The organism is Pseudoalteromonas sp. MMG024 (assembly GCF_021654175.1).
Lineage (GTDB): Bacteria > Pseudomonadota > Gammaproteobacteria > Enterobacterales > Alteromonadaceae > Pseudoalteromonas.
Genome location: NZ_JAKFZO010000016.1, coordinates 1 through 12,921, shown reverse-complemented (window position 1 = coordinate 12,921; position 12,921 = coordinate 1). Strand labels below are relative to the sequence as shown.

The 12,921-nt window shown below is 40.8% G+C and carries 9 protein-coding genes; 5 read left to right on the top strand and 4 right to left on the bottom strand.

Translation table 11 applies throughout. The features are described from left to right. Nucleotides 1-97: 97 nt before the first annotated feature. Complete coding sequence (gene fabB / locus L1068_RS15275) at nucleotides 98-1,312, bottom strand: beta-ketoacyl-ACP synthase I (protein WP_237130949.1); 1,215 nt, start codon at nucleotides 1,310-1,312, stop codon at nucleotides 98-100. A gap of 207 nt (nucleotides 1,313-1,519) precedes the next feature. On the opposite strand from fabB, the gene mnmC reads away from it, so the two are divergent. Continuing rightward, nucleotides 1,520-3,502: a bifunctional tRNA (5-methylaminomethyl-2-thiouridine)(34)-methyltransferase MnmD/FAD-dependent 5-carboxymethylaminomethyl-2-thiouridine(34) oxidoreductase MnmC gene (gene mnmC, locus L1068_RS15270; protein ID WP_237130948.1), complete on the top strand. Its 1,983-nt coding sequence runs from the start codon at nucleotides 1,520-1,522 to the stop codon at nucleotides 3,500-3,502. A 66-nt stretch (nucleotides 3,503-3,568) separates the two neighbouring features. Here the strand turns inward: mnmC and L1068_RS15265 are convergent, their stop codons facing one another. Further along, nucleotides 3,569-6,367: a collagenase gene (locus tag L1068_RS15265; protein ID WP_237130947.1), complete on the bottom strand. Its 2,799-nt coding sequence runs from the start codon at nucleotides 6,365-6,367 to the stop codon at nucleotides 3,569-3,571. A gap of 372 nt (nucleotides 6,368-6,739) precedes the next feature. On the opposite strand from L1068_RS15265, the gene L1068_RS15260 reads away from it, so the two are divergent. Continuing rightward, the gene (locus L1068_RS15260) at nucleotides 6,740-7,159 is read left to right on the top strand and encodes a CBS domain-containing protein (RefSeq protein WP_054980907.1); all 420 of its coding nucleotides are present in this window, start codon (nucleotides 6,740-6,742) and stop codon (nucleotides 7,157-7,159) included. Nucleotides 7,160-7,188: 29 nt separating this feature from the next. After that, nucleotides 7,189-7,518 (top strand): hypothetical protein, encoded by a 330-nt coding sequence (locus L1068_RS15255; protein WP_054980900.1) that lies wholly within the window; start codon nucleotides 7,189-7,191, stop codon nucleotides 7,516-7,518. A 54-nt stretch (nucleotides 7,519-7,572) separates the two neighbouring features. Here the strand turns inward: L1068_RS15255 and L1068_RS15250 are convergent, their stop codons facing one another. Continuing rightward, on the bottom strand, nucleotides 7,573-8,409 hold the full coding sequence (locus L1068_RS15250; protein WP_084616552.1) for an OmpA family protein: 837 nt from the start codon (nucleotides 8,407-8,409) through the stop codon (nucleotides 7,573-7,575). 228 nt (nucleotides 8,410-8,637) lie between these two features. Here L1068_RS15250 and rnt point away from each other — a divergent pair, with 228 nt between their 5' ends. Further along, nucleotides 8,638-9,297, top strand: a complete 660-nt coding sequence (rnt, locus tag L1068_RS15245; protein ID WP_054980898.1) for a ribonuclease T — start codon at nucleotides 8,638-8,640, stop codon at nucleotides 9,295-9,297. An 83-nt stretch (nucleotides 9,298-9,380) separates the two neighbouring features. On the opposite strand, the gene L1068_RS15240 is transcribed toward rnt, so the two are convergent. Next, nucleotides 9,381-10,679 carry a basic secretory family protein gene (locus tag L1068_RS15240; RefSeq protein ID WP_237130946.1) on the bottom strand — a complete coding sequence of 433 codons (1,299 nt, stop codon included), beginning with the start codon at nucleotides 10,677-10,679 and terminating at the stop codon, nucleotides 9,381-9,383. Between the two features lie 324 nt (nucleotides 10,680-11,003). On the opposite strand from L1068_RS15240, the gene L1068_RS15235 reads away from it, so the two are divergent. Next, a partial coding sequence (locus L1068_RS15235) for a site-specific integrase (RefSeq protein WP_237130945.1) occupies nucleotides 11,004-12,921 on the top strand: 1,918 nt, incomplete at its 3' end.

Sequence of the window (12,921 nt, the reverse complement as noted above, 5' to 3'; positions counted from 1 at the left end):
ACGGGTGATACGCTATTTTAACGGGAATAAAAAAGCCACTCAATCACTTAAGTGGCTTTTCTTAAATTCATTTAGCGATAACTAAAACGTTCGCTAATTAACCCTTGTATTTTTGCATTACAAGCGTTGCGTTTGTGCCGCCAAAACCGAAGCTATTTGACATCACAGTGTTAAGCTCGGTGTCACGCGCTTCTTTTACGATATCTAAACCTTCAGCTTGCTCATCTAATTCATCGATGTTGATAGATGGTGCAACAAAGTTATTTTGTAGCATTAGAATTGAGTAAATTGCTTCGTGTACGCCAGCAGCGCCCAGAGCGTGACCTGTCATTGCTTTGGTTGCGCTGATTGCAGGTGATTTACCACCAAACACTTCTTGAATTGCGCCAAGCTCTTTTACATCACCTACCGGTGTTGATGTACCGTGCGTGTTTAGGTAATCCACTTCACCTTCAACCGATGCAAGCGCCTGTTGCATACAACGAACTGCGCCTTCACCTGATGGTGCAACCATGTCGTAACCGTCTGACGTTGCACCGTAACCTACGATTTCACCGTAGATTTTCGCACCACGCGCAAGCGCGTGCTCTAATTCTTCAACAACAACGATACCGCCACCACCAGAAATAACAAAACCATCACGATTTGCGTCATAAGTACGTGAAGCAAGCTCAGGAGTTTCATTATACTTCGTTGATAATGCACCCATCGCGTCAAATTCCATTGCTAATGTCCAGTGAAGTTCTTCACCGCCACCAGCAAAAATAACATCTTGCTTGCCTAACTGAATTTGCTCAACCGCGTTACCAATACAGTGTGCTGACGTTGCACATGCTGAGCTGATTGAGTAGTTAACACCTTTAATTTTGAACGGTGTTGCTAAACATGCTGAAGTAGTTGATGCCATAGTACGCGGTACCATGTATGGACCTACGCGCTTAACGCCTTTTTCACGAAGAATATCAGCAGCTTCAACTTGATACTTAGATGAACCACCACCTGAACCAACAATAATGCCCGTACGCGGGTTAGAAACTTGCTCTTCATTTAGGCCAGCATCTTCAATTGCTTGTTGCATTGAGATATATGAATACGCCGCTGCGTCACCCATAAAACGGAATGCTTTACGATCAACATGCTCTTTCGGGTCAAGATCAATGCTACCGCTCACATTTGAACGTAATTTTAAATCTGCAAACTCTTGATTGAATATGATGCCTGAACGGCCTGCTTTTAATGATTCAAGTACTTCTTCTTGATTATTACCGATACTTGAAACAATACCGATACCCGTAATTACGGCTCTTTTCATGGATAAACCTTTTCTACAAAGATAATTGTGCTCTATTCTACGTGTTATTTACAAAAAACTGGTCTAATCTCAGCGTACACGTGTTTCGAATTTACAGTATTTTAACTTTAACTGCCAAATAAATAAGACTTAATTGTTCTAAATCAAGTTTAACCGCCCCCCTATATCTCGTACAATAGCGTCACGTTAAGTTTGTTTTAAATAATTATGATCCGCCACGCAAAAATTGAGTTTAATGAATCAGGCACACCGGTCGCACAAGACTTTGACGATGTGTATTTTTCGAACGATAACGGCTTGTTAGAGTCAGATTATGTGTTTTTTCAACAAAACAATATTGCTACGCGTTGGCAAAATCACCCGAGAAGGCACTTTGTTATCGCTGAAACGGGGTTTGGCACAGGGTTAAATTTTTTAAACACCTGGCAGCGGTTTAACCAAGATAGCGACAAATCGGTTGAGCAACTGCACTTTATTAGCTTTGAAAAATTCCCGCTTGAACAATCAGCGCTGCAACAAGCGCTTGCTGCTTGGCCAGAGTTCACAAGCTTAAGTGAACAACTTGTTGCAAGTTATCCAACTGCCATTGCTGGCTGTCATCGTTTAGAGTTTGATCAAGGTCGCGTTATATTGGATTTGTGGTTTGGCGATATTCAAGACACGCTGCCACAGCTCTGTTACGGTGAAAACGGTATTGTTGACGCCTGGTATCTTGATGGTTTTGCTCCCAGTAAAAACCCTGATATGTGGCAACAGTCGTTATTTGATGGCATGGCCAATCTAGGGCGCAGCGACTGTACCTTTGCCACCTTTACCGCCGCAGGCTTTGTACGCCGAGGCCTTGCCGATGCGGGCTTTAGCGTAAAGAAAGTAAAAGGTTACGGCCGTAAACGTGAAATGGTGGTTGGCACATTAGAAAAAGCAAACCAAAACAGTACACAACCAGCCTATTTTGAGCGGGGCACGCAATCACTTGAAAAAGTTGCGATTATTGGCGGCGGCATTGCCACTGCAACCTTAGCTTACAGCTTTGCAAAACGGGGCATAACTTGCGATATTTTTTGTAAAGATGATGCGCTCGCAAAAGGTGCGTCGCATAATCACCAAGGCGCTGTTTACCCAAATCTACAAGCTGATTTTAATGCCATAAGCGAATTTTTTGCTCATAGCTTTTATTATGCTAAACGTGTTTATCAGCAAATACATGATGATGGGTATCACTATCCACACGATTGGTGCGGTGTACTATTACATGGTATCAGCGACAGTAAAGTAGAAATTCAACAGCGCCTTATTGAAAAAAACGCGTGGCCAAGTTCTTTAATTCGCGGTGTATCAGCACAACAAGCAAACGATATTGCCGGTTTTGAAGCTAACTTTTCTGGCTTATTTATTAGTGAAGCTGGCTGGGTTAAACCACCAGCATTAGTAAACGCTATTTTCACTGCAAGTAATAGTAATACATCACATAATACCGTTTTTAACACCGAAATTAGCGAGATTATAAAAACACAAAATGGCTATCAACTTATTGATTCAAACAGCAAAGAAGTTGGAGAGTTTAGCCAAGTATTCATCACCTGTGGTGAGCTAACCACCCGCTTTTCACAAACCCAAGTACTGCCATTTAGTCCTGTACGTGGTCAAGTTACCCGCGTTAAGACAAGCGACTTATCGCAAAAGCTAAAAACCGTGCTGTGTCATAAAGGGTATTTCACTCCCCAGTTAGATAACACTCACTGTATGGGCGCAACGTTTGAAAAACGTAGTATGAGTCGAGAAATTAGTAGTAGCGACAACGCAATTAATTTAAATCAGTTGCGCTCTTTTTACCCCGAGCAGTTGGGTATCAACGAAGAATCAATACTCGATGCTAAAGCCGCTATTCGCTGTACAACCCCAGATCACCAACCAATCGTTGGTGAAGTTCCCGATGAAGACACTTTGTTAACCAACTTTGCACCACTGAGAAACGGCAAACACTATGGCTTTGAAACTAATGCTAATCCAAATAACGGTTTATTTGTGTTTTCAGGCTTAGGTGCGCGCGGGCTATGTACAGCGCCGCTCGCTGCAGAAATGCTAGTCGCGTCTCTTTGCGATGAGCCATTGCCTGTGCCAACACACATCAGTGAAATGCTACATCCAAATCGCTTTATTGTGCGCGATTTAAAACGCAACAAACGATAAAGAACAAGCAATAAAAAAGCCGCATAGTTTGCACTGTGCGGCTTTTTGTTAGTTAATTTCGGGAAATTAACGACAACCTGGCGTATTAAAGTCGACAACAATCGACGCACCACTAGCAGTACCTGAGACTTTTACATAACCCCAATACTCGCTTTGGTTAGTGATGTAAATACACTCACCATTACCCACATTTTGTGATGATGCATCTACACTACCAGCACTTGGCCAACCGCCGTTACGATATTCTAGATTAATGTCACCAGAACCATTTGACGTAGTAATAGCCACACTTGTTGCACCACTTACATCCGCAATGCTTAACCAAATTGGTTCTTGCTCAGCAAGACACATTACATCGCCATCGTATAAACGACCGCCGCCACTTGGGCCCTCTGTTGCACACGCATTTGGTACATTAAAACCGCCGCCACTTTGTACTGTGTAGTTAGCTTTTAGTTGCGTATCAAAATTAGCATAACCGTAAACCATTACGTGATATGTGCCCGCTTGTAGCTCTGCGATAGTACAACGCTCGCTATTACCGCCAACATATGGACGACAGTCATAGCTTTCCTTTGTTGGTGCATCACCAAACTTCACATATAAGTCACCATCACCCGAACCACCATTTAAAGTAATTTCTAAATCACTGGCGTTTGCAGGTACGTTTACAACAAAGCGTTTCTCATCGCCGGTGTTACCCGTTACTTGCTGCGCTACGCCGTTTTGTAGTTCATTACCAACTGGTGGCTGTGTACCTGTCACTGTTGCTGTAGTTGACACGCTAGCACTTGCACCTTCTGCATCAGTCACAGTAAGTGTTACTGCATAGTCTGCCGCGGTTGCGTAACTGTGGCTTGGGTTAGCTTCTGAACTTGTTGTGCCATCGCCAAAGTCCCAGCTGTATGACGCAATACTTGATTCTTCATCATAAGAGCCATTGCTTGTAAACGAAATTAACTCGCCCACTTCGCCACTGTATGGACCATTAATTACCGCCACAGGCGCTTTATTTTGTGGTGGGTTTGTATCACCGTTAGCAAGTGCTTGTGTCCACTGAGTAAACTCAGCATCATAGTTTGTTGCCCAAGTATTGATACGTGATTTATACCCTGCCCAATCACCTGAACGTGTTGACGCTAACATTTGGTTTAGTTCATCGCGGTGATTTTCGAACATAAAGCGCACTGCTAAGTAACCCCAACGGTAAATACGATCTTGGTCAAAGCCATCGTATGTTGTTTCAAATACCGTACCTAAGCTGTAAGTCGAACCATCTTTAATGGTATCTATTGCCGCAGGGTTATCATTTTCGTTTGCGATGTACTCTGCAACACCTTCACTCCACCATACAATTGCTTCTGTTGGTGCGTTAAAGCCGCCGTACAAATCAAAACGACCATCAAGATAATGTACGTACTCGTGCTCTAAGTTCCATACAAAGTGGTCGGCATTCGCATAGCTTGCTTCATACGCAACAAAGTTTGGAATATTACCCGGTGTTGATGGGTTACCTTCTAAGTACATACCACCATTATTAGTGTTAATACCAAAAATAACGCCCGCATATTTACCGTAGTCGTCACTTGAGTCGAAAATATTCACTTGTAACTGGCTGTTCACGTCGTCAGCAACCGGTGTGTTATTGGTTTGCAATTGAACGTGGAAATACGTTTCTTCATAACCCATTTTGCTACACGCTGCTTGATGCTGCGCGCTAGTCATATTTTGTGAGCGGATTTTAATCGTGCTGCTACAGGTATACGTTTGTGATAACACTTGTGATTCAAGTTGCTCTTCAAATCCACAAATATTATAGGTATCACAGCTACCGTGGTAACCCGCTGTATCTGCTGCACCTAACCATACCGAATCGCCATACCCATACATTTGATAATCTGAGAAAATACGATTTAACGCTGCATCAACAGCTGTTTGAATAGTGCCAGGGTATTGTTTTAATCGGCCTAATTCACGTGCCGCATTTGCAATCATAAATTCAGCATCAGAGTCGATCATATACGTACTTGTTGTAAACTTCGCTAGTGCACTTACTAAATCATTCGCTGAACCAACTTTATTTTTAAATTCAGTGTTCCATTGCCCACGGAATAAAATTGTAAATACGCCGTTTACCGCACTACGCATATTCCACTTGCCTGCGTAACTTGCATTCCAACGGTTTAGCCATTCAACAACCACAGGTAAATACACATCTTGCTGCTCAGAGCTATCCATTGTGATAAGTACTTCAGAAAGTGTCTTACCGTGCGCATCATTGTCATCATAAAAATGGCTATTATTTACAAATGCATCAATGGCATTCTTAACAGCTGGTTTTACCCAAGACGCAAACGTTACTTGGTCGTTATAAAACTCCACATAATAACCAGCACGCAGATACAAAAATAATGCTTCGATATCGGTGTCACCGCCACCTTGATAACTATCAGAAAGGCTCTTCACATGGTTCGCTACTGCATACATATTGTTAGAGTCATAAACAGCAGATTGAATATCACTTGTTGCGCCAAATAGTTCATTAACACAAGTTGTACCCTGCGATTTAATTTCGCTAATCAGCTGGGTTGAGTCACTCGTAGCCAACACATTTAAATCACACGTTGCCGCAGCTGCTTGCTGCATACTTTGTGATTTAAGCGTATGAATGCGTTTGTGTGCGTGATCGAAAGTGTGCGTAGATTGTTGAGTGGTTACCGCGGTAGGCGCGTTGTCCATGCGCTTAGACTCAACACCATGATGATGAACCTTAGGTTGATTTTGTGAAATAGGCGCGCTAGCAGCAAACGCACTTTGGCCATAACTTAATGTGGCAAGCACTAACGCCAATTTTGTAAGTTTCATTGTTTATTTCCAATTGTTGTTGTCATAATTTTTCGATAAAACCAGTATCGAGTTTCGTTGCTGAACGACATATTGAATCGATAAAATATGGATTCAATATACTGTATACAATATATTAACTTTTGTTCTAAATATAGGGGCAAACTAACAGTTTTTTTGTTAATGTATATTTTTCAATTGGTTGTATTGTAAAAATGCGAAAATTGTATTAGAAAATCACGCTATATTTGCAATAGTTACTTTGAGATGCCGTGCTGACAGGTTTAATTGCACTAAAAACAACAGTTACTCGGGCTTACATTGCCCTAGCGCAAAGCGACAAAACAAATAAGCGCTAAACTTAATATTAAGTTCACTAATAAGTTAATGGTTATGACAAAAACAATTGCAGAGTTAATGACGTGTGACGTGCTATCAATTGAACTAGACAACACGATGGCTGATGTTCACCAAATGATGAAAGATCATAATATTCGCCATATTCCTATTGTAGAAGATGGCCTTTTTTACGGTATGGTAACGCAAAAAAGTGTGCTTGCTAAAACCATGTATTTACTAGACAAATACGGCGTAAATGCGTTAAATAGAAGGGAAAAGCAAGTACCTGTTTCAGAGCTAGTGGATAAAGACGTGGTTTTCGCCAACGCGACAATGCCATTGACCGAGGCGGCACGCTTTTTCTTAAATAATCGGCATGGATGTTTGCCTGTCGTAGACGACAACAACCAGTTGCAAGGAATAGTTACCTCATCCGATTTCGTTAGACTATCCTTAACACTATTAGAAAGTTAACCCACAAATGGGTGATCAGGAGTGATAAAATGAAGAAGTTATGTTGCAGTATCGCACTGGGCGTTTTAATGAGCTTTAGCTTTGCGGCGCAAGCAAATATTGACGACGTATCCCTTCCGAACGATTTTCAAGTACGTATGGCACTTGAAGACGATTACCCTATGATCATCTCCGGTTTTGTAAAACAAGACTTAGATTCTGTAATGGCGTTTTATCGCAATACCTTAGGCGAGCCAGAAACCATCACCGAAGATATTGGCCGCTATACATATTTTTATACGGTAGCGGGTAAACGCGTTAAAATTGGTTTTTACCAGCAAGAAAGTTGGTGTGAAGTAAGTATTATGATGACGAAATAACTTCGTCATCATAATTTAGAAACCGTTTTAACAGACTTATCTGCAAAAAAACCGCTAAACCTTTTCTATTTGAATAACTACCCGACGGTTTTTACCACGTCCAATAATGGTGTTATTGGTTGCAACATGGCGTTTTTCGCCAAACCCTTGCGTAACAATTTTCTCTGCTGCTATACCCTTTTCAGTCATGTAGCTTTTAATTGCATCGGCACGCTTTTCTGAAAGTTGTTGGTTAATATAGCGACCACCGTATGAATCGGTGTAGGCATTAATTACCACCGAATCAATATTAGGATCGTTCTCCAAATATAACCCTATTTTCTCTAAACGCTTTTTCGAATCACGCGTTAACTCGCTGCTATTCGACTCATATCGCATCACTGTATACGCAATATCATCGAAGCTAAATGGCAATAGCGCATCGCGACACTCTAAAAAGCTTAAGTAATTACGACGAAAATTAACCGACGACAATTCAACTTTGATCTTGTCTTGGCTGTTATGCCAATCCTGATAATAAAACGTAGGGACATTACCTTTTTCAAGTTCGGTTAGCAGTAACCAAGATGCTTTTGAATCTAGCTCTGTATCAAACTGCTTCAACAAATTAGCATCGAATAAGCTACGCGCAGGATTACCCGCTTTCCAAATAGGTGGCACTGACAGCACATCGGCAACATCGTACCCTTCTGGCTTAATAAGCATATCTAAGGTGAAATGCAGCGGTTTATCTTTACTCGCAGTCGCTAAAAATCGCGCCTTACCAAAGCGCGGAATATTATGCTCTAACTGACAACTTAAACGTGATGCTTCAGGGGTATTCCAAATCGCATTGCTTTCAGCTGCGCCGTAACTACGTAGCGCCGCATTGGCAGAAAACACAGCACCCATCGACAGACCAACGAACAAACACTGTACTTGCTTTTTTACTAGCACTGAGGTCTCCTAAATCTGATAAACGCTTGGTTAAATTAAAACACCGCTGCAACAAGCAACACCCTATTAAAATTTAAGCAATAAATATACCTAAATCAAACGTCCTTGCGTAATATTTTACTGGTCAGCAACAACCTAATTTTGACATAATACGCGGCCTTAATAAGCACTGAAAGTAAGTATATGTCTCAAGCTGAAGCACCAACAACTTTATTTGCCAAGCGTTTTCGCGGTTTCTTTCCTGTAGTTATCGACGTCGAGACCGCAGGCTTTAATAATAAAACCGATGCATTGTTAGAAATTGCTGTCAGCCTACTAAAAATGGACGATTCAGGCGAACTAAGTATCGACAAAACAGTGCATTTTCACGTAGAACCGTTTGAGGGTGCCAATATTGAGCAATCAGCTATTGAGTTTAATGGCATTGATCCGTTTTCGCCCTTGCGTGGCGCGGTAAAAGAAGACGAAGCAATAAAAGAAATCTGTAAAGCTGTGCGCAAAGCACAAAAAGCAGCAGGTTGTCAGCGCAGCGTTGTCGTAGCGCATAATGCGGCCTTTGATCACGGCTTTTTAAATGCCGCAATTGAGCGCAATAATATTAAGCGCACACCGTTTCACCCATTCGTGAGTTTTGATACAACCACCCTAGCTGGCTTAGCAGTTGGTCAAACAGTGCTTGCAAAAGCATGTCGCGCCGCAGGAATTGAATTCGATAACAGCCAAGCCCACAGCGCACTGTACGACACCGAGCGCACCGCCGAGCTTTATTGTTACATTGTAAATAAATGGCAAGCCTTAGGCGGCTGGCCAATGCCAAACGATTCTGAGCAAGTAGACGAGTAACGGCGGGATTTATTACCACCGTTACTTTTTACCATGGATTTATGCACTAAACAGCTTTTGGCTGCGCGTGCTAAGTGGCACGTTTAGTTCTTCGATTGCGCTGAAATAATGCTTTTCAGCGCGTCATGTGCTTTTTCATTGTTAAATAAGATGTCTTGTAACACGTGTTTTAGCGAGTCAGATAATTCGGCTCTTTCGATAAACACATACACATCTTCAACCGAATAACTTTGCTCTTCGCTTACATTCATAATTTCGAGCCAAAGCTCAAAACCATTTTTATTCAACGCGTTAGCTAACACTTCAAAAAATACCCGACCACATGGATAACTTGCGCCAATTGCAGGCGTTGACTCCAGATGTGAAAGCGCAGTTTGTTTAACACCTTCTAAACACTCTTTTTGTTGCTGCTGTAAAAAATACTTAAAATGCGATGGTGGCATTAAGCCAGAATGCACCATTGCACGATAGGCAAAAAAGTCAGCTGAGCCTTCGTACAGCCAAATCGGAGTGCCATCTAATGGTTGCCAAAAATGCGCATTCCAAAGGTGTAACGCTTCATGTGCTAGGGTTAAATAAATTGTTCGTTGGTATTTAATCGGGTGCTGGACTGCATCTTGCCCTGATATCTCAAACATAATTTGATTTGATAGTGCGCTACCCAAAAAGCCAACGTATGACGCATTGCTATTAGCGTTAATCAAGAATGTAACGTCGCGGTTTAAAGGGGAATTAAACTGTTGGCTAAAATAACGCATAAGTTTAGTGCTGTTTTGCTCAAGCTGCACTTTAAACTCATTTGGCAAATTTGGCTCAATAACGAAATAAACACCATCTTTAGAGGCATTAGACGGTAAAGTTAGACTAATAAACTGTGCTAAATTCAACGACGATATGTTGTTAATGGTGCGCGTTCGCTGATTTTGCTCATTTTTCATTTTTGCTATTATATTAAATGTCACACTTAGCGCATCGCGTGTTATTAATTCATCCGCTACTTTCAATGAATGCGGCACAAAATAGTCCGCATAAAACGCGCCGTTGTTAGAAAAGTTAATAAACGGCGCATTAAATCTAAGTTCACTCACATCAAAACCATCGGATACTTCAAGCATTAATATGTCATTAAGATTCGTTAGCTGAATTGTGCTGTCATCTTTAACCACCGCTTTGCCTTTAACCGCAAAATGGTTAGTCAGGAAATGAGGTGGTAAGTGAGAAAAATCTAACGTTTGAGTCAATTTGGGCAATTGATAACTTACTTGCCACACGTTGCTGCCAATCTGTTTTTCAACATTAATCGACAGCGCTATTTTACTCTGTGCAACCGCGTTCATCGCGATAAACAACAAACATATTATTATTGTTTTACTGATATTCATTGAAAACCTCCATTATTTCAATCAGCTGCATTGTATAGCGCCGAGCAATATTAACAAGCAAGCAATCCCTACCAACTCACTTTCATTTCAACATTCGTTTAAATTTAAAGCGATTAAACCATTTAAATACAGTTAATTGTGCTTTGCCCTTGTTTAACATAAAAACTAAGCGTTATAATCGTGCCAACTGAGTATGATTCAGATGAAACAAATTCAGGGGCTGATTAGGATTCTTCCTAAACCTTTAAAATTAAGCCATCCAGAGCCTTTCTATCTTAGTGGTACACAGAGTGAGCCACATGCCAGCCTCAAATCGAGGCACATATGAACCCAAGAAACAAAATTGAGCCTAGTTGTTTTGTAGACTCTGACATTGTCCAAAAATCTCTTTTTTCATTTTGTGTAACTTCTCCGAGTTCTCCTTCTCCGAGTTCTCCTTGTGAGGAAAATTTGACTCCGGATTGTTCTCTTTTTAGCAAAAAACCACTTTTGAAATTAGATTCATTCAAAAAACCATCTTCACGAATAATCGATGTCAAAAGGAACAATTATCTTTTTTCTCGAAATGGCACTTATTATCTCCGCAAGCGCATCAGTCGTGAAAATTGTCAAAACAACACCAACGCAAAAAAATTGCCGAGCGAGATAAAATTTAGTTTAAGAACCAAAGATTCTGCTCAAGCAATTATTGCTGCGAATGTGTTTTCAGAGCTGCTTCTGCGTTTTGATAAGCAAATTAAAAGTCAGGATCTAAAGGAGATTCAAAAAGTGGTTTTAGTAACTAAAAAAGTAATTCGTACAGTGTTAAACGGCACAAACGTAAATCAGATTCTGGCGAATATGCCAGTTGAAGATTTTGATGTTGAAGCACTGTCTATATGTGAAGAGAATTCAGAAATGGCTACGCTAGAGACCGCTGCGACACCAACGCTAAGATTAGATGCTGAACAACAGTTTGCTGAGTTTTTACAAGGTTCAGAAATCATATTTGATTTAAATGGCAAACCCTTTCAAGCTGCTGTGTCAAAAATTGTAAGGCGTAAACAGTTTATAGGTAGCCTTGCTCAGGCAAGACATAAAAGTGATTACAAAGAAGAAAAAGATTTAATAATGCACGCCAGTAAATTTGCAGATTTCGGCGTTGCTGACAACAGCATCATCCAACCAAAAGAGACGCTAGTTATTCCGACATTAGAGCAAGCATTAAAACTATACCTTGAAGATTATTTTGGGATAGATCTGGGGCTATGGGACAAAGAGCCCGATTATCGTAATTCTAAAGAAAACGATAGAGCTAAAAAGTTGAATGAAGCTATTAATGAGCTCTTATTTTACTGTGGGAATAAACCAATAAATGAGTATAAAAGCCGTGATTTTGACCGAATGTTTAAAGCAATGAAGAATTGCCCTAAAGCAAGAGCAAAGCATTACAAAACCCTCTCTTTAGAAGAAATTGAAGCTATTGACTGGTCTAAAGTGCTACGAACAAAAAAAGACGGTACAAGCGAGTACGTTGATATCACGCTTGCTGCATCAACTTTAGATAAATATCGCCAAAAATTAAGGCAATTTTTTAAATGGCTGATTAAGAATCTAAATGATCAGGACGATACCTACGATCTGATTAAGGTGAACCCTGTGCAATCAAAACCAATAAAGAAAGCACAGAGAAAAAAGTCTTGGGCTGCATTTTCTGAAAGTGATCTTTCAAACATTTTCAAGAATGAGTTAGTTATAAATGCAAAATACGACTGGCAATTTTGGCTTCCAATTTTGTCAAGAGCTACAGGGGCAAGACCTAACGAGTTGGCACAGTTGACTGCAAGTGATGTTCATCAAGATACAATCATTCTTGAAGGCGATTTGCACCCTACTACGATTCATTATCTAACTATTGATGACGCACTTGCAGGTCAATCGACAAAAAATGAAGCTAGTCGCCGTCATGTTCCACTGCACCCAAAAATCATAGAGCTTGGCTTTATGGAATATGTGAATAAAATACGTCGTACTTCTAAAAAGGATGCTTCACTTTGGCCTTCTTTAACACCTAAAAATGGCTACTACACGCCTGCATACAGCAAATGGTTCACCAACAAAGTGCTAGATGACGGCAATGTAATCAAAGATAGGTTTGATGAAGATAACTGCAAAAAAGTGACTTACAGCTTCCGAGCAACATTCATAACAAGCTTTATCGAGCAGAAGTTAAACAAGTCTCTACTACAGCAAATTGTAGGAC